Below are 17,810 nucleotides of genomic sequence, written 5' to 3' on the forward strand. Positions count from 1 at the left end.
AGCCGCCACACGGGAGCTGCCGTTCTACGCTCCCTAGAGAGTCACCAGGCTATCCCGCACTTGCGGGGACCCAGCCCGTCCGCACCACCTCTCAGAAGGCTGTCCCGCACTTGCAGGGACCTACATGATGAGTCGGTGCGTCTGGCTCGTACCTCCAGTCTACCTCCATCACTAAGCCCCTCACCAGCAGATATGCGCGAAGAACACTCTAGATAGGAACTACAAAGTCGCTTCCTGAATATACAGTCAGTCGTATATGATGATTTGAATGCCGTGTTATCGATGAATGACTCAGTGATATATAAGCGAAGTATAAAGGACTACATATCGCCGTTAACCCCAATACAGTTCGTGTATCAGCGAAAACTGCGCAAAAGGACACTTTCGATGAGGCTAGACGCTCTGCTGAAGCCATCGGGGCTGGTGCTCGTCGCGCCGATGACTTTCCAATCCGAAAGTCCTTCGTCCAACTCCTCACCGAAGACAGACGTGAGAGCGCCCCATTGAGCCAGATTGTAAGCCGGCGAGGCGGGGGCGCCGTACCTTTAAAGCTGTATCTCGCTCTAGTGTGGCGATCTTCGGCTGCCCCTTTTACCACGAGCATCCCAGCTCGAAGATGGGCAGATGCACTTGGTCTGATAGACCCTCCAAAGCAAGGCGCAAGACGAGTCATCACAGCGTTCGATCTGTTGGAAGATCTCAACCTCGTCACAGTAACTCGGACTCGCGGAGACGCCTCGGAAATTCGACTTTGCGACGAATCCGGCGTGCTGAGAAGCAGTGAACCTCGCCCTTATACGCTGCCCTATGACGCGTTGATGGCATCACGAAAACGCCAGCGAGGACGCAAGCCGAGAGGCACGGATCACAGTAATCTCTATTTCAAAGTACCGGCGGCTCTCTGGACAAAAAAGGCCGACATCCAGAGAATGTCTCCCGCAGCCCTGTCTGTACTGCTTGCGTACCTCAATGAAGCAAGAACAGAGGAAGGGAGCCCGGAGGTGTGGTGGTCCACCAATGCCTTTCCTGATCGCTACCACCTCTCTTCATCTATGCGTACCCGTGGGACGAAAGAACTCGTGGAAATGAATCTGCTGCATGTGAAGAAGCGGTCGGTGGGCAAGCCTGGGCTTGTTAAGTCGTTCTCTTCCGAACGGGTACGTAACGTATACGTCGCCACTCGCCGCCTCCGAACCTACATGGAGCACCCCCCTATAGGACCCAGCTGAAGCGTGATCACCATCGCCCGTTCTTGCGGCGCAGTCTGGTATTCCTGTTTCGGTTAAGGATCTGATCGAGGCACGCTTGCTTTGCGGTCTGATAATCCAAGGTAGAACGGGCTGCACGACGTTCTTGTGAGCGTGCACTGGCGACTGCTCGACGGGCGTCCTGTTCACGTTTGGCGGTCTCAGCTCGACGGGCGCGGAGCTGCGTGGGGGATTCGCAGACAATCCCGGTGGTCTCTCGCCAGGCGTTAAGTCGCCAGCTCACCCAGTGGCTGGGCCCGGCTGCGGGCATGCCATCTGCTCCCGAATACGGAACCCATTGCCCGGCGGACGAGTTGCCCGTGTGCTCGACCGTCTGGCAGGCTATCGAGCGCAGCAACGAGATCTCGAACTGTCCAACCTGCGGTGAAGAAGTCTTTAGCGAGAAACCGAAGGCTCTCGGTTGGGAGCTTCCTCAACGCTGGATTTCGACGTGCCCATTGACGGTCAGCGAGACCACGCTCGTCTTTTCTGCTTGGCATTACGTGACCTGGCCACGGTGACTAACGATGGTGTGGGCACGCTGCTTTGCTGTGGCGAGCCACTCACATCTCGTAGGTCCGCATCACCTGCGAGTCATCGCGGCGGAGATGGCCTAGTTCTGCTGCCTCGCCGAATTTCCGGGCTGCCACAGGCAGCAGGGCCAGATCGATGTCGAGATCTTCAGCCACTTCGGCGACGAGGGCGGTGTCCTTGACGAAGATGCCGACGGCGCTCGCCACCGGGGCGTCGACGCCTTCGAGCATCCGCGGGCCGCGATCACCGAGCATCCACGAGTTGGCGGCACCGGCGGTCATGGCCTCAAGCACGGTCTCTTGGCTGAGGCCGAGCCTGCCGGCCAGTGACAGCGCCTCCGCAGCGGCCACGATGTGGACCGAACACAGCAGCTGATTCACCGCTTTGAAGGACTGCCCGTCTCCGATGCGTCTGCCGCAGTCGATGATCGTTCCGAGGGATTCGAGCACTGTCCGGCGCGACTCGAGCACCTCGGATGCGCCGGAGGCGAGCATCCGCAGGGTCCCCGCCAGAACTCCGGCGATGCCCCCGGTGACGGGAACGTCGAGGACGTCGATGCCGCGCTCTTCGGCGCGCTCTGCTGCAGCTCGCACCGCGTCAGGCCCCACAGTACTCATGATGATGAGCACAGCTTCCGGCGACATAAGTGAGAGCAACCCGGGAGACCCGGTCTGCTCATCCCCATCGAGTGCCTGCTTAAGCTGGCTGCCGTCAGCCACCATGACGATGACCGTGCCTGCTGAGTCTGCAGACAGCGGTCGTTCCTCGGTCGGCAGTCCCTCCGCCGTGGCACGATCCCGGGGCCCCGAGAACGGGTCGACGCCCGTGACATGGAATCCTGCCTGCCGCAGTCGCAGGGCCATGGGCAGGCCGATGGCCCCGATCCCGAGGAACGTGATGTGGTCGGAGCTGACAGTCATGGATCCTCCATTGGATCGATTCGATGCTGTGTCGGGGTTGGTGGTGGCCGTGAAAAATCAGTGGAAGTAGAGGCCGCCATTGATGCTCAGGGTTTGGCCCGTGATGTGCCCGGCACCCTCGCTGATGAGGAATTCGACGGTTGCAGAGACATCGTCGGGCACGGAGATTCGTCCCAGAGCGGTCGCGGCGCCCATCGCCTCGCGGCGTTCGTCATCGAGCGGGCCGCCCATGATGTCGGTGTCGACGGGGCCAGGGGACACCGAGTTCGCGGTGACCCCGTAGGGCCCGAGTTCCAGGGCGACTCCGCGCATGAGGCCGACGATCCCAGCCTTGGCCGCAGCGTAGGCGGTCTTGGAGAATGTTCCACCGCCCTTCTGCGCAGTGACCGAGGACAGGCCGATGATGCGGCCCAGACCGTTCTTCGCCATAATGCGTCCGAAAGCCTGGGTGACGAGGTGCGTCGAGGTGAGATTGTTCGTCATCACCCGAGCCCACTCGTCGTCGGTGATCTCGAAGTAGGTCGTCGAGGAGGAGACTCCGGCGAAGTTCGCCAGCGCGACGATCTGGGGCAGGCCCGCTTCGAAGGCGGCTGCCGCCTCGGCGATCTCTGCTGATCGGGTCACGTCCACGCCCCTGCCGAGGGCGGCCACTCCGTATTTTTCGGTGATCTCTTCGGCGAGTGCCTGAGCTTCGTCGGGGCGACGAGCAATGAGTCCGAGGTTCCAGCCGGAGCTTGCCAGGCGGTGCGCGGTGTGGCGGCCGATTCCGTTGACGCTGCCGACGCCGGTGAGGACCGCGGTGCGTTCGGCAGGGAAAGCCGGTCCCAGAGAGATCGGTGACTGGGAGTCAGGAGAAGAGGGTGTCATGGGCCGGTCGTGCCTTTCGTTGATAGGGCGGTGGAGAGGAGCCCGGTGAGGTAGGTTCTGTTCTCCGCGCAGACGCCGAGGCTGTCGCCCCCGTACTGCTCCATGAGGAACGGGCCGTTGAAGCCCAGCTCCACGGCGCGGGTGACCATTGCGCGGTAGTCGATGAGACCGTTCTGCAATGTCGTCGGATGGGACGTGAACCAGGAGCCGTCGGCGGCCTCGTCGCGCTGGTAGTTCTTCATGTGCCAGTAGTTCGCGTAGGGCAGTGTGAGTTCGTGCATTTCCCGCCAGTCGTCGATGGGACGGTGCAGGCGGATGAGGTTGCCGATGTCGGGATTGAGGCCGACGTTGTCGAGTCCGATCTCCTCGATGAGACGGACAGCGGATTCGGCGGTGCCCAGGTACGTGTCCTCGTACATCTCCAAAGACATGGCGAGGCCCACCTCGGCGGCGTGCTGGCCCAACTCCCGCAGGCGTCGGACGGCCAGGGCCCGGACCTCGGGGTCGGTGGGGTCGGTCCAGCCTTTTGCCGTCCAGAACCACAGCGCCTCGCGTTGAGCCTGGGAGAACGGCTGATGGAGTCCGGTGGAGAAGACCTGGCAGCCGAGTTCTGCCGCCGCATCGATCGTTCGGTGCGCGTAGTCGAGGTTGGCCTCCCCACGGTCGGGGTCGATGATCGACTGACGTTGGACATGGATGGCGGTGAGTTCGACCCTCGCCGAGGCGGCAAGAACTTTGAGGAGGGCGCGACGTTCAGTTGAGAGATCGGCGGGGCGGATATGGCTGTCGGCGATCTCGATGGCCGTGAAGCCGAGGCCGGTCAGCGTGGAGAAGATTCCGGCCCAGGTCTGCGGGTCGGCCTCGTGGAGCGGCAGACCGTTGGAATCGGTGGGGGAGAAGCCGTGCATGCAGCAGGCAATGGTGTGATGGGTGGGGCTCATGGGTCCTCGTGGTTCTCTTGGGTGGGAGTTTGAGGGTCTTCGACGAGCGCGCGGTGGGCGACCATCCTGACGTGGTGGCGCATGGCCGCTTCCGGTGCAGTCGGGTCCGGTGAGGCGAAGGCCTCGATGATGGCCCGATGTTCGGCCAGCGCTTCGTTGACGTCGGTGATGCCGTGGGGCAGTGCCTGTCGCAGACGGTGAACCTGTGCCCCCAGGTCTTGCGACATCTTGACGAGGTAGCGGTTGCCGCAGTGCTCGAGGATCCTGTCGTGGAAGTCCCGGTCGCGGGCGAAGTACTCCTGTGCTGCGCTGACTTGGAGTCGGTGTGCCTCTTCGGGGCTGTCGGTGGCCTCGCCGCCCTGCTCTGCCGTCTCCCGCACTCGGTCGCCGGCCTTCTCATGCTCGGCGTGGGCGGCTGCCAATGCCCTGAGCAGTTCGTCATCGGCCGGTGTGGCCAGTCGTGTCGCCGCGGTCTCCACCGTTTCTCGGGCGATGAAGAGTTCTTGCAGCTGTCCGCGTTCCAGCGGTGGTGAGACGCGGTAGCCGCGCAGGGCCTCGCGGACGACGAGGCCGGTGCGTTCGAGGTCGACGAGTGCTTCCCGCACTGGGGTCGGCGAGACATTGAGCTGCCTGGCCAATCCGTCGATGGAGACTCTTTCGCCCGGGGAGATCTCTCCGGTGAGAAGGATTTCGAGGATGTGTTCGTAGACCAGGTCGCGGAGTCCGCGACGTTCGATGTCTGCGCGGGGGATCGGAGGCTGTGCATTCATGATTTCAGCATAATGACATCGGCGAGTTCATCGAGGATTCTCGGCACTGAATCGGGGTCGTGGGCGAAGCGGCCGAGGAAGAGCCCGTCGACGGTGGGCCCGAGGCGGGTGAGGAGGCCCGGTCCTGCGCTTCCGCCGTAGATGAGGCGGAAGTCGAGGCTGGGAAAGTGGATGCGGGTGCGGGCACGCACCGCTTCGCAGACGGCGATGATGTGATCCGGGGCGGCGGGCTGCTGCGCACCGATCGCCCATATCGGCTCATAGGCGATGACGACACCGCCCTCGGGTGGCAGGTCACCGGCCGTAGCGGGCAGGGCCGAGCGGATCTGGGTGACCACCTCGGCGGCGGCAGATTCCGGTGAACCGGCGGCGCTCTCCCCGACACACAGGATGGGGAACAGTCCGTGTCGCAGCGCGGCGGCGGTCTTCGCACGAACGATGTCATCGGTCTCATGGAAGTGTCGACGGCGTTCGGCATGACCCACTTCGACAAAGCGGCAGCCGATTTCGGCCAGCACGGCCCCGGAGACCTCCCCGGTCCAAGCACCGGCATCCTCGGCGGACAGGTTCTGAGCCCCGATCTGCAGCGGCCCGGGCACGTCGAGGCAAGCGGGGATCGACGGAAACTGGGGGAGGAGGACCAACCCTGCCGTCCCCGAGGCGATTGCCGGGTGGGCGTACGTGAGTTCGGTGACCCTGTGGGCCCAGTCCACTGTCTGAGCGTGGGACATGTACATCTTCAGGCTGATTCCGATGAGCCGGTCCGGGAGAGCGGATGACGGTGCCGAAGGAGATGCGAACGAGGAGGCGTCAGTCATGGATCAGCGGGACTCGTAGGCGCTGATCTGTGCCACTTTGTCATTTGAGGCGCTCGCCGGATCGAAGGTGTAGCCGATCCACTCCCTGGCCAGGCGACGGGCGAGTTCGAGGCCGATGACGCGTTGACCCATGCAGAGGATCTGAGCGTCGTTGGACAGGATCGAGCGTTCGACGCTGAACGAGTCATGCGCTGTGGCGGCTCGGATGCCCTTGACCTTGTTCGCCGCGATCGCAACTCCGAGCCCGGTCCCGCAGATGAGTATCGCGCGATCGGCGTCACCGCGAGCAACCATTTCGGCCGCGGTGGTCGCGATGGAGGGGTAGAAGGTGTGCGAATCGGAGTCGACTCCGACGTCGACCACCGAGGTGATGCGCTCATCAGCTCCTAGGTCGGACTTGATGATCTCTTTGTAGTCGAATCCCGCATCGTCGGATCCGACGACCACTCGCAGAGTCATGATCGTGCTGCCTTTCGTTTGGTGTGCCTGGAGTTTGGTGAGGTCGTGTCCGGCGTGAAATGTTCGGCAATCGCCGAGGCGATCATCGCCAGGGAGACCGCGCCCGGGTCCGGCGTGCCCACACTTCGATCGCCGTGGGAGCGGGCCCGGCCGCGCATCGCGACGAGATCTGCAGTGGACTGCGCCGCCTGAGCCGCCGCGTGCGCGGCACCGGTGGCCGCCCGGGCGAGAACCAGCGGCGTGGAGTCGTCGCCTGTGGAGTCCTCGCCCGTGGAACCGTCGCCCGTGGAGCTGACGGTGCGGGAGAACTCGGTGGCGAAGGGCACGAGGGCATCGAGAAGTGTTTTGTCGCCGACCTCGACTCCGCCGAACGTGCGAACCTCATCGACTGCGGCATTTATAGCAGCAGAGATCGCAGCAGGTTCTGGTCGGGAGTCGCCGGCGAATCCTGCCGCAAGTGTGCCGATGATCCGTCCCCAGATCGCTCCGGAGGTGCCTCCGCCGACGTCGGCCCAGGCTTCACCGGCCTCGGCCAGCACCACCTCGGCGCCGTGGCCGGCGGTCGTTGCGTCTGCTGCAGCGCGTGCTGCCGCCTTCGATCCGCGCTGCATCCCGATTCCGTGGTCCCCGTCCCCGGCAACGCTGTCGAGGCGACCGAGTTCACCGGCCGCGTCATCGAGGACTACGGCAATCTGCGTGATGAGGGAGGAGATCTCTGCGCCCAGCTGCCGTGATGCCGCCGAGGCGGGAGTGTCGACCTGCTTGTCCACGCCCCGAGTCGGTGGTGCAGCAGATACCGAAGCCGCGGCGCGCTCCTGCTCTTCTGCAGAGACCGGACCTCCGTTGGTGGCGGGAAGATGTGCTCCGCCAAGCTCACCGCGGGTGAATGCGGCCGATGAGCAGGGGGTGGCCCACAGCGGCTCGAGTTCATCGTCGAGCCACAGAAGAGTCAGTGAGAGTCCGGCCATGTCGAAGCTCGTGCAGAACTCACCGACCTCCGGATCGACGAGCTCATAGCCGGCATCTCTGAGCAGAGGATCGATGAGGCCGTAGAGAAGGTAGAGCTCTTCGTATTTGACCGTGCCCAACCCGTTGAGGATGGGAACGACCCGCCGTGAGGAATCGGGTGCTTCAATAAGCAGGCGGGAGACCAGGAGTTCGGCCAGCTGGATCGCTGAGGGGAGGGGGACCTCGTCGATTCCCGGTTCTCCGTGGATGCCCAGGCCGATGGCCATCTGCCCGTCTGGCACCGTGAACAAAGGCTCGTCGGCGCCGGGAAGGGTGCAGCCGGAGAACGCGACTCCGATCGAGCGAGTGCGGTCATTGGCTGAACGGGCGAGACGTTCAACCTCGTCGAGCTCAAGACCCGCCTCGGCGGCGGCTCCGGCGATCTTGAAGACGACGAGGTCTCCGGCGATGCCGCGACGTTTGTCGATCTCGTCTCTGGATGCACTGAAGATGTCGTCGGTGACGACCACAGTGCGTGTTTCGATCCCTTCGGCCCGCAGGCGTTCCTGAGCTTGATCGAAGTTGAGGACGTCGCCGGCGTAGTTGCCGTAGCTGAAGAGGACGCCCCGCCCCTGGTCGCAGCTGCGGGCCACGGACAGGATCTGCTTCGTCGACGGTGAGGCGAAGACGTTGCCCATGGCTGTGCCGTGGGCCAGGCCCGGGCCGACCAGTCCCGAGAAGGCAGGGAAGTGACCGCTGCCGCCTCCGATGACGAGTGAGACCGTCGGTTCACTTGCTGCTGTGGAGCGGACGACTCCGCCGGTTACGGCTCGCACCCAACGGGACGAAGCGAGCGCGAAGCCGCGCGACATGTCGGCGACGAAGTCATTCGGGTCATTTAATAATCGGGTCACAAGTTCCCCTTCGAACTGATTCCTATTTCATAGATCCTATAGGATTTTAGGTTCAGTGCAAGGGGCGGCGAAAACAAGCGCCAGTGCCGCTCGATCACTTTCTGCTGAAGTAGTCTGACACCATGCCCCGCCACCTCCTCACCAGCACCCCTCCGGAGCCCTATGGATCCGCCGCTGCGGGTCCGGGCGATACACTCCACAGTCCCTCCACGACAGACACAGCCACGACGCGACGCACCCCCATTCGAGGCCGGAAGCTCCTCATCGTGCTCTTCGCCGTGCTCCTCGTTGCCTGGGTCGGGGTGGCCGGTATCGGCGGCCCGTACTTCGGCAAGATCTCCGAAGTGGCCACGAACGATCGCTCATCGTTCCTGCCCAAGTCGGCTGAGTCGACGAAGGCTCAGGCGCTCATCGATCAGTTCAGCGACCTCGACTATGTTCCGGCCATCGTCGTGCTCGAGAACAAGGACGGGATCAGCGACAGCGACCGCAGCGATCTTAAGGACCTGACTGCGACGCTCGAAGACAAGAAGCTGCTCGCTGCCGATGCCTCACCGATCATTCCCTCCGAGGACGGTGACGCCCTCGAACTCATCCTCCCGGTCTCCACGGACACCACTGCCGATGATGTCGAGCAGATCCGCTCGATCATCGCCGAGACATTCCCGATCGCAGGTGAAGCGGCAACTGCCGACGGCGAGGCCAATGACGCCACCACCTCGGCGAATGTGCAGGTCACGGGTCCGGCTGGATTCTCCGCCGATCTCTCCGAGGCGTTCGCCGGCATCGACGGCATCCTCCTGCTCGTCGCGCTGATCGCGGTCTTCGTCATCCTCGTCATCGTCTACCGCTCACCGCTGCTGCCGATCATCGTCCTCTTCACCTCGGTGGCGGCGCTGTCGGCCTCGATCTTCGTCATCTGGCACCTCGCCGATGCCGGGATTCTGCTCATCAACGGCCAGGTCCAGGGCATTCTCTTCATCCTCGTCGTCGGTGCAACCACCGACTACTCCCTCCTCGTCGTCGCCCGTTTCCGCGATGCACTGCTGACCGAACGCGACCGCGTGAGGGCCGGACTCAAGGCGCTCAAAGGCGTCTTCGAGCCGATCGCGGCATCGGGTGGCACTGTCATCGCCGGACTCCTCGTCCTCCTGCTGACCGATTTGGCCTCGACCCGAGCCCTGGGCCCCGTCGCCGCGATCGGCATCCTCGTGGCGATGTGTGCGGCACTGACATTCCTGCCTGCTGCCCTCATCGTCATCGGCCGGGCCGTCTTCTGGCCGTTCCTGCCGAAGGTCCGCACGGCGACTTCCGCTGCACCGAAGAAGGGTCTGTGGAACCGCATCGCCGAGGTAGTCGCCCGGCGTCCGCGCATGATCTGGATCGGCCTCGTCGTCCTCCTCGCCCTGCCATTGCTGGCCTTCCCGCAGTTCAAGGCCTCCGGTGTGGCGCAGAGTGACTTCGTCCTCGGCGAATCCGAGGCACGCGATGGCCAGGACGTCCTGGCCGAGCATTTCCCCGGCGGCTCGGGTTCACCCACCCAGATCGTCGTGGCGAAAGACCAACTCGAGGATGCGGCAAAAGCTGTTGGCAGCCTCGGCGGGGTCGAGTCGATGACCGTCGTCGCAAACGACTCCCCGAGCGGGACCGTCGCCATCGACGACGAGGGCGCTCTCCAGACACCGCGTGGCGGGGGAGCACCCGAGGGCGCGGGCGCCCCGCTGGCATCCCCACCGGCACCCACCGAGGTCGACGGACAGGTCCTGCTCGAGGTCACCCTGTCCGATGCGGCCGATTCCCTCGCGGCCGAGGACACCGTCACCACGATCCGCGACGCCGTCCATGAGGTCGATTCCGAGGCCCTCGTGGGCGGGGAGACCGCGGTCGACCTCGACACGAACACCACCGCCGAGGCGGACCGGGCCCTGGCGATCCCGCTCATCCTCCTCGTCATCACCGTCATCCTCATCCTGCTGCTGCGCTCACTCCTCGCCCCTCTGCTGCTCGTGGGACTGACGGTGCTGTCCTTCGGTACGGCGCTTGGGGTCTCCGCGCTGGTGTTCAACCACATCATCGGCTTCTCCGGGGCTGACCCATCGGTGCCTCTGTACGCGTTCGTGTTCCTTGTGGCGTTGGGCATCGACTACAACATCTTCCTCATGTCCCGAGTCCGTGAGGAATCTCTGCGCTTCGGCACCCGCAAGGGCGTGCTCAGTGGCCTGGTGGCCACCGGCGGCGTGATCACCTCGGCGGGGATCGTCCTCGCGGCGACGTTCGCAGCCCTCGCGGTCATCCCGGTGATGTTCCTGTTCCAGCTCGCGTTCATCGTTACCTTCGGCGTCCTCCTCGACGCCATCCTGGTGCGTTCGCTGGTCGTGCCTGCTCTGGTCCACGACATCGGCCGCACCGTATGGTGGCCTTGGAAGAGGCGAATTCCGCAGGACTGACGAAGGGGTGCCCTGATGAGCAACGTCGAGACGAAGCCGGAGGAGGTCGTCTGCGGCCCCGGAGGTCTGCCCGGCCCCGACTGCGCCCAGGAGGGCAGAGCCCCAGTCGAGATCCTCACCGCCCGCGACGTTCCCCTGGGCGGACCACGAGCCATGACCGTGCGTCGGACCCTGCCGCAGCGGCAGCGCTCCCTCATCGGGCCCTGGTGCTTCGTCGATCACTACGGCCCCGACGACGTCTCGACCTCGGGCGGCATGGACGTCGCCCCGCACCCGCACACCGGTCTGCAGACCGTGAGCTGGCTCTTCGCCGGCGCCATCGAGCACATCGACTCCGGCGGCAATCGGGGTCTGGTCCTGCCCGGCGAGGTCAACCTCATGACGTCTGGTCGCGGGATCTGCCACTCCGAAGTCTCGACCGAGGACACCGCGGCACTGCACGGCGTCCAACTCTGGTTGGCGCTGCCCGGTTCGGTGCGACACCGCGAGTCCAGGGACTTCGAACACCATGCCCCCGAGCTGACCCCGTTCGACGGCGGCGAGATGCTCGTCTTCCTCGGCGAGCTGTGGGGAACGCGCTCACCCGTGAGTACGTATTCCCCGCTCATGGGCGCCGAGGTGCTCCTGCGTCCCGGGGCCACGATCGACCTGCCCGTGAATGAGAACTTCGAACACGGGGTCCTCGTCGACTCCGGCGACATCACGCTCGAAGACGTCCCCCTGCCCACGAATGCCCTCGGCTACACGGGTGTGGGACTGTCCCAGATGCGCATCAGCAACCGCGCGGAGACCGATGCCCGCATCGTCCTCATCGGCGGCGAACCCTTCGCCGAAGACATCCTCATGTGGTGGAACTTCATCGGCCGCACCCATGAGGAGATCGCCCAGTACCGCGAGGAATGGCAGGCAGAAGGCGGCCGCTTCGGTGCCGTCGACGGCTACGTCGGCAAGGGCGGTCCAGGTCGCAACGCTGATGGCCTGACCAGGCTGCCCGCGCCGAGGTTGCCCGATGTTCGCATCAAAGCGCGGAGGAATCCGCCCCCGCACGTTCAAAGCTGAACCGACCAAAGCGCACGAAGGAGACTGAACAATGAGCGAGACATTGCAGGACAAGACCGGCGAGACCGTCACCGTCGACCTCGACGATGCCCGCGGAGCCTATGTCATCAGGACCGCCTCGGGAGAGGACGCCGGACGCGCCTTCTTCCTCACCAGCCCGGACGGTGAACGGATCTTCCACCACACCGAGGTCGACGATGCCTTCGGCGGACGCGGACTCTCGAAGCTGCTGGTGGCCCAGTCGCTCGAGGCCAGCCGCGAGCAAGGTGTGACAGTGGTGCCCGTGTGCCCGCTGTTCGTGAAGACGCTGGCCGACACCGGTGACGACTTTCTGGCCCAGGGCGGACTCTTCCACGAGGCCACCGGTGCCGACATCGACTTCGTCCAACGGGAGGTCTGAACCGTGCCGACAGCCGATTTCCGCTCCGACACCGTCACCAAGCCCAGTCCGGGAATGCGCAAGGCCATGGCCGACGCCGAGGTGGGCGACGCCGTCTACGACGAAGATCCGACGACCAAGCGCCTCGAGGCGATGGCGGCCGAATTGCTCGGGATGGAAGCGGCACTGTTCTTCCCCAGCGCAACTCAGGCCAACCTCGGCGGGTTGATGGCTCACTGCGGGCGCGGTGACGAGTACATCGTCGGCCAGAGGGCTCACGCCTACCGTGACGAAGGCGGGGGAGCGGCGGTGCTGGGGTCGATCCAGCCGCAGCCGCTGCCCAGCGAACCCGACGGCATCATCGACCTGGACGCGATCACCGCGGCGATCAAACCCGATGATTTTCACAATCCGATGACCCGACTGCTGGCTTTGGAGAACACGTTCAACGGTCAGCCGCTGCCCGCCGACTATCTCCGCGACTCGACCGAACTGGCGCGCAGCCACGGCCTGTCGACCCACCTTGACGGGGCACGGCTCATGAACGCGGCCGTGGCCACCGGCACCGATGCCGCGGCGATCGCGGGCCGGTTCGACTCGGTCTCACTGTGCCTGTCGAAAGGCCTCGGGGCCCCGGTTGGTGCGCTGCTCGCCGGTTCGCGGACACTGGTCGAGCGTGCCAGGCGGATTCGCAAAACGCTCGGCGGAGGTATGCGCCAGACGGGAGTGCTCGCCGCGGCGGGCATCTACGCGCTCGAACATCATGTTGCGCGATTGGCTGAGGACCATGAGCGGGCGACCCGGTTGGCGGAGATCTTCCGCGAGTTCCCCGCACTCGGAGCCGGCGAGGCACGGACCAATATGGTCTTCATGTCACCGGAGGGTGCCGGGGGCGAAGGGGAGGGCCTCGACAAAGACGCATTCACCGCGTTCCTCACCGATCGTGGAATCACCGTCGGTGGATACGGGCGCCTGCGCTGGGTCACACATCTCGACATCGATGACGAGGCGATCGGCAGGGTTCGGCAGGCATGTGAGGAATACTTCGGCTGATCGCCGGGCACGGAGCGGGGCGCTGGGTGGGCGTCCCGCCCGTCGGTTCGTGCCGGCGATTGGGTTGTTGCGTCCAGATACGTCGAGGGGATCGACATAGCCCTGACCGGAGCCAGGAAACTCCATTCAACTATATTATTGTTGACAGCGCAACAATCTGATACGTGTGTGAGCGTCGAGGCTCGTCTCGGCAGAGTTTCCCCAGGAGAGATCACCATGGCCACGGTTCGCCTCGAGCATCGTCGACCACCAGAATCCACTGACCTTCCACACAGTGCCACCCCGACCCGCCGAGGTTGGTCCGAGTCCGCTGGGACGTTGCGGACCGCACGAACGGCGTTGACCGAAAGGGTATTCGCGATCGGGGGTGTGCTGTGAGCCCGACGACTCGGATCAGCGAGATGATCAAGGCCTCGGGGCCGCCGCAGATCGCTGCATGGCGCCTGATGCTCGAGACCCACGCGGATCTGATGGAACGCTTCGAGGTTGTCTTCCGTGATTCTCATGGACTCTCCCTGACGGAGTTCGACACACTGATCAACATGCCGCCCGATACCCCGATCCGGCACCGTGATCTTGTCCAGAGTCTGGTGGTCACCCGCAGTGCGCTCAGTCGCCTCCTCCGTCGATTCGAGGAACGGGGGATCGTCACACAGACCGCTGACGTCGATGACCAGCGAGGGATCCGAGTGGCGCTGACGCCTGAGGGGGTCGAACTGCGCGAGGCGGCAGCGAAGTCGAATGCCGAGGTGATCTTCTCTGCCTTCAGTGGTCTGACCGTGGAAGAAGCCGACACTCTCTACGAACTCGTGTCGAAGATCCGGCCGGAGGGTGCTGGGACGGAATCCTGAGCTGGGGCTGTCGCAGGCAGACGACGTCGCCGAGTCAGGCGACTCACGTCTCGATTGCGTTCCCATAGGCGCGGCGACTGAGGACCGCGACGACGGTCAGCGCGAGCATGACACCGGCGGTGACTGCGAACAGCAGGGTCCAATGATTGCTGTTGCCCAGGGCGCCGCCCACAGAGGCGCCGACGGCACTGCCGGCGAAGAGGCAGCCGGCGAACAGAGACACGACTGTGCCCCTGGCCCGGGGGAGGACCGAGGTTGACCACGTCTGCAGAGACGAATGCAGGAAGGACCAGGTCGTTCCCAACATCAGTCCGGTGATGATGACGGTGGCGATGGATACATGAACCGTCAGGAGGGCATAGCCGATGACGGTCGCAGCACCGCCGATGACCATCACTCGAGGCATGGGGAGTCGGCGCGTGAGCGTTCCGACTAAACGGCTGGTGAGGATGACGCCGACTCCATAGGCAGCGGTCGCCAACCCGGCGCCGACGGCGCCGACACCGTGGGACTGCAGTGCTGGGGCGAGGAGGGTGAGCACACCGAGGACAACTGCTCCTTCGACGAACGCCAGCGAGATGACGACAAGTACCCACCGGTTGCTCACTGCATCGCGCATCGTTCTGAGGATTCCACCTGATGCCTCACGCTTCGGCTCGGGAAGTCGGCGTAGGCCGATGGCGCAGCCGACTGCGAGCACAGCGGGGATTGCGAACACGATCCGCCAGTTCGCGAAGTCTGCGAGCACACCGGCAAGAGCTGTGGCTGAGGCGGTGCCGACGGCGATCGCGGCCATGAGGTCCGCCAATGCCGGTTGTCGGTGAGTTTCGTCGACCGTGTCGCCGACGTAGGTCAGAGAGGTGGGCACAATGGCTCCGTAGAACGCCCCGGCCAGGGTGCGGGCGATGATCAGCATCGTGAGGGTGGGTGCGACGGTCGCGAACACTCCGGCGACTGCGGCGGCGATGAGCGTGGCACGCATCAGGCGGATGCGTCCGAAGCGATCGGAGAGTGCACCCCACAGCGGTTGGCTGATTCCGTAGGCCAGGTAGTACGCACTGGCGACGGTGAGGCTTTGAGCCAGAGTGACGTCCAGCTGGGTAGCGACAAGAACCAGCAGAGGGCTGATCGCGAACCGGTCGAAGCTGCTGACGAACGCGGCGACGGCGACCGGAATCGGTGGACGCGTCGGGCCGGGTCGGATATCAGCTGCACTCACGGAGCATCACTGTACTCCGGGCTGGCAGCCTCGGCGGATGCGGCCGAACTTCGGATGGCCGGCAGCGAGCTCGGCTGCGAGCCTGGCGCCGCCGGTGGGGTGAAATCGAGACTGCCCGAGTGATGAGACTGAGCAATGAGACCTGCGGGAATCGGCCATACTCACCTGAGCGAACGACGCCCGCGCCGTCGTCGACGAACACCTGTGAAGGAGCCACACCCCACTCATGTCCGCCGAAACGACACCGCAGACGAAGGGCGCCACCACCTCGGCGCCGGCATCATTGACCGGACGGCTGCGGCTTATCGGTCCCGGCATCGTTCTGGCTCTGGCCAGCGTCGGAGCCTCGGACATGATCACGACGATGAATTCCGGGGCCGAGTACGGGCTCGCACTCATCTGGGTCTTCACCGTCGGCATCATCCTCAAGTTCGTGCTCTCCGAAGCGGTCTCCCGGCTCCAGATGAGCGGTGACCGCTCTCTGCTGTCGCACCTGACTTCATTCGGCGGTCGACTCTTTCCGACGTTGTTCCTCATCGCCGAACTGCTCGTCGGCCTCTTCTTCGGCGCCGGGGTCATCGCCGTGACGACGAACATTCTGCAGGCGCTCTTCCCCGTCCTGCCGTTCTGGCCGACCGCTGTCGTCGTCCTGCTCTCGGCTGCGATCCTCGTCGGCATCGGACGCTATGGGCTGGTGGAGAAGGCGATGATCGGGTTCGGCGTCATCATGTTCTTCGGCATCCTCGCCCTCGCGATCTCCGTGTTCCAAGGGCAGGAAGCGCAAGCCGTGGCCGTCGAGACCATCGCCCCGACCTTCCCGAACGGGTCGATCATCACCGTCATGTCACTCATCGGCGGCGTCGGCGGGGCCACTGGAATACTGGCCTACTCATTCTGGATCCGCGAGAAGTCCTGGCGCGACGCCGAATGGAAGCCCGTCGTGCGCATCGATCTCTTCATCAGCTACGCGCTGGTGTTCGTCTTCGCCGTGGGCATGAGTGCCGTTGGCGCCTTCATCCTCTACGGCCAGGGCTTCACGATCGCGGATAACGACTCGCTGTTCGCCATCGCCGACAGCCTGGTCTCGCGCATCGGCGAACCAGGACGGATCGTCTTCCTCATCAGCTTCCTCGTCGTCGTCTACACCAGCGTGCTCGGCGGATTCTCCGGCATCGCCTACGTCACCGCCGACTGCATTCGGGTGCTGCGGCGATACCCGCATCAGGACAAGCCCGAGCACGAGATGTCGGCGAAGTCCGTCGAGTTCCGTGGCGCAATCGTCTACCTCAGCATCGCCGCTCTGGTCATCATGAGTCTGGGTAAACCGGTGACCCTCGTGCTCATCTACGCCGCGATCAGCGCCTTCATCCTGCCTGTGCTCGCGATCGCCCTTCTCGTCATCCTCAACCGATCATCGGTACCGGCCGCGCTGCGGAACAAGGGGTTGTCGAACGTGCTGCTCACAGTCTGTTTCCTGCTGTTCGGATTCCTGGCCGTGCTGCAGGTGCGGGAGTCGGTGATGGGGCTGGTGGGGTAGTCATCGGACCGGCCAGTTTGTCGCGACTGAAGGCTATTCGTTTCGCGCTTTCGACCTCAAATTAGAGTTGAGTCCTTGTCGTGGCATGTTTCCGCAGTCGACTATAGGTTGTACCCGGACTAGCTGACTTTGGCCGGTGCGACCAATGCGGTCAGCACGTAATTTTGCGTAGAACCTCGTCCTGGCTCACTAGACGTCAATTCGCTATTTCCATCCAAAATTGTCGGCCCGAGGAGGGCGAACGTTCATCGTTGCAATTTCTCAGGCGCGCCGAGGTCTACGGGCTCTGCGCCCGCAGATCGAGCTCGTAGTGGCGAGCTCTTGACCTCATCGTGATGATCTTTAAACGTGGCCAGGGCGGATTATTAATGCGGTGAAAAATGGTGTCACTAACGTGCAGAATTTTATGCCTGAGTCGAAATTAACGACTCAGTTAAATTTAAGTACGCAGAAGAATGTAAACTATGAAAATTTGCATTGACGGCCGGGTGTGTTCGGGCAACACTTGAGGCATGAACATCACCAGGAACCATAAGAGTCCATTCCAGACCCGTGCGCGTCGGGTCATCCTTATCGATATCGAGAACGCCAACGGACGCGCAATAGGCACTCTCGCGCAAGCAAAATGGTGCCACCGCGTGTTGACGGCCGCCATACAGTTCTGCTCCGGAGACCAGGTGGTAATTGCCTGCAATGGTGACGCGCAGTCCATGGTTAATACGTATCTAACGTGGGGGCCATCACCACGACTTATCCCCGGTTACGGGAGAGACGGAGCGGACAAGGCGTTGCTGGCGGTAATGGATGAAAATCTTGAATGCCGATTTGATGAGCTCGTCCTCGTCAC

General features: G+C 63.8%; 14 protein-coding genes. 6 read left to right on the plus strand and 8 right to left on the minus strand.

Features of this window, described 5'->3' with window-relative positions; all coding sequences use genetic code 11:
- Positions 1-1,810: 1,810 nt before the first annotated feature.
- Genes MPN20_RS14265 through MPN20_RS14295 form a run of 7 tightly spaced genes read right to left on the minus strand, consistent with a single transcriptional unit; the run spans position 1,811 to position 8,418 of the window.
- On the minus strand, positions 1,811-2,701 hold the full coding sequence (locus MPN20_RS14265; RefSeq protein ID WP_242783194.1) for an NAD(P)-dependent oxidoreductase: 891 nt from the start codon (positions 2,699-2,701) through the stop codon (positions 1,811-1,813).
- Positions 2,702-2,758: 57 nt separating this feature from the next.
- A complete protein-coding gene (locus MPN20_RS14270) occupies positions 2,759-3,568 on the minus strand; it encodes an SDR family oxidoreductase (protein ID WP_242783196.1) in 810 nt (269 codons plus the stop codon).
- Positions 3,565-4,509 carry a sugar phosphate isomerase/epimerase family protein gene (locus tag MPN20_RS14275; RefSeq protein ID WP_242783198.1) on the minus strand — a complete coding sequence of 315 codons (945 nt, stop codon included), beginning with the start codon at positions 4,507-4,509 and terminating at the stop codon, positions 3,565-3,567. Before MPN20_RS14275 ends, MPN20_RS14270 begins: the two co-directional genes overlap by 4 nt.
- Complete coding sequence (locus tag MPN20_RS14280; RefSeq protein ID WP_242783200.1) at positions 4,506-5,279, minus strand: GntR family transcriptional regulator; 774 nt, start codon at positions 5,277-5,279, stop codon at positions 4,506-4,508. The genes MPN20_RS14275 and MPN20_RS14280 overlap by 4 nt, the downstream gene beginning before the upstream one ends.
- Entirely contained in the window at positions 5,276-6,097 is an 822-nt protein-coding gene (locus MPN20_RS14285; RefSeq protein ID WP_242783202.1) for a triose-phosphate isomerase family protein, read from the minus strand. The genes MPN20_RS14280 and MPN20_RS14285 overlap by 4 nt, the downstream gene beginning before the upstream one ends.
- A gap of 3 nt (positions 6,098-6,100) precedes the next feature.
- Positions 6,101-6,556, minus strand: coding sequence for a ribose-5-phosphate isomerase (locus MPN20_RS14290; protein WP_242783204.1), 456 nt, complete (start codon positions 6,554-6,556; stop codon positions 6,101-6,103).
- Positions 6,553-8,418 carry a dihydroxyacetone kinase family protein gene (locus MPN20_RS14295; RefSeq protein ID WP_242783206.1) on the minus strand — a complete coding sequence of 622 codons (1,866 nt, stop codon included), beginning with the start codon at positions 8,416-8,418 and terminating at the stop codon, positions 6,553-6,555. The genes MPN20_RS14290 and MPN20_RS14295 overlap by 4 nt, the downstream gene beginning before the upstream one ends.
- A 122-nt stretch (positions 8,419-8,540) precedes the next feature.
- Here MPN20_RS14295 and MPN20_RS14300 point away from each other — a divergent pair, with 122 nt between their 5' ends.
- The 5 genes from MPN20_RS14300 (at position 8,541) to MPN20_RS14320 (ending at position 14,207) form a co-directional block, all read left to right on the plus strand.
- Complete coding sequence (locus MPN20_RS14300; protein WP_242783208.1) at positions 8,541-10,865, plus strand: MMPL family transporter; 2,325 nt, start codon at positions 8,541-8,543, stop codon at positions 10,863-10,865.
- 15 nt (positions 10,866-10,880) lie between these two features.
- Positions 10,881-11,924, plus strand: coding sequence for a pirin family protein (locus tag MPN20_RS14305; protein ID WP_242783210.1), 1,044 nt, complete (start codon positions 10,881-10,883; stop codon positions 11,922-11,924).
- A 31-nt stretch (positions 11,925-11,955) separates the two neighbouring features.
- On the plus strand, positions 11,956-12,324 hold the full coding sequence (locus MPN20_RS14310; RefSeq protein ID WP_242783212.1) for a GNAT family N-acetyltransferase: 369 nt from the start codon (positions 11,956-11,958) through the stop codon (positions 12,322-12,324).
- Positions 12,325-12,327: 3 nt separating this feature from the next.
- On the plus strand, positions 12,328-13,356 hold the full coding sequence (gene ltaE / locus MPN20_RS14315) for a low-specificity L-threonine aldolase (protein ID WP_242783214.1): 1,029 nt from the start codon (positions 12,328-12,330) through the stop codon (positions 13,354-13,356).
- A gap of 374 nt (positions 13,357-13,730) precedes the next feature.
- Complete coding sequence (locus tag MPN20_RS14320; RefSeq protein ID WP_242783216.1) at positions 13,731-14,207, plus strand: MarR family transcriptional regulator; 477 nt, start codon at positions 13,731-13,733, stop codon at positions 14,205-14,207.
- A 43-nt stretch (positions 14,208-14,250) separates the two neighbouring features.
- Here the strand turns inward: MPN20_RS14320 and MPN20_RS17560 are convergent, their stop codons facing one another.
- Positions 14,251-15,426, minus strand: coding sequence for an MFS transporter (locus MPN20_RS17560; protein ID WP_242783217.1), 1,176 nt, complete (start codon positions 15,424-15,426; stop codon positions 14,251-14,253).
- Between the two features lie 226 nt (positions 15,427-15,652).
- On the opposite strand from MPN20_RS17560, the gene MPN20_RS14330 reads away from it, so the two are divergent.
- Positions 15,653-16,963, plus strand: coding sequence for an Nramp family divalent metal transporter (locus tag MPN20_RS14330; protein ID WP_242783219.1), 1,311 nt, complete (start codon positions 15,653-15,655; stop codon positions 16,961-16,963).
- The last annotated feature ends 847 nt before the right edge of the window (positions 16,964-17,810 follow it).

Source organism: Brevibacterium sp. ZH18, assembly GCF_022748595.1.
Taxonomy (GTDB): Bacteria; Actinomycetota; Actinomycetes; order Actinomycetales; family Brevibacteriaceae; genus Brevibacterium.

Coding starts and splice junctions, on each gene's coding strand:
- MPN20_RS14265 (WP_242783194.1), bottom strand. CDS start 2,701: ATGACTGTCAGCTCCGACCACATCACGTTCCTCGGGATCGGGGCCATC.
- MPN20_RS14270 (WP_242783196.1), bottom strand. CDS start 3,568: ATGACACCCTCTTCTCCTGACTCCCAGTCACCGATCTCTCTGGGACCG.
- MPN20_RS14275 (WP_242783198.1), bottom strand. CDS start 4,509: ATGAGCCCCACCCATCACACCATTGCCTGCTGCATGCACGGCTTCTCC.
- MPN20_RS14280 (WP_242783200.1), bottom strand. CDS start 5,279: ATGAATGCACAGCCTCCGATCCCCCGCGCAGACATCGAACGTCGCGGA.
- MPN20_RS14285 (WP_242783202.1), bottom strand. CDS start 6,097: ATGACTGACGCCTCCTCGTTCGCATCTCCTTCGGCACCGTCATCCGCT.
- MPN20_RS14290 (WP_242783204.1), bottom strand. CDS start 6,556: ATGACTCTGCGAGTGGTCGTCGGATCCGACGATGCGGGATTCGACTAC.
- MPN20_RS14300 (WP_242783208.1), top strand. CDS start 8,541: ATGCCCCGCCACCTCCTCACCAGCACCCCTCCGGAGCCCTATGGATCC.
- MPN20_RS14305 (WP_242783210.1), top strand. CDS start 10,881: ATGAGCAACGTCGAGACGAAGCCGGAGGAGGTCGTCTGCGGCCCCGGA.
- MPN20_RS14310 (WP_242783212.1), top strand. CDS start 11,956: ATGAGCGAGACATTGCAGGACAAGACCGGCGAGACCGTCACCGTCGAC.
- MPN20_RS14330 (WP_242783219.1), top strand. CDS start 15,653: ATGTCCGCCGAAACGACACCGCAGACGAAGGGCGCCACCACCTCGGCG.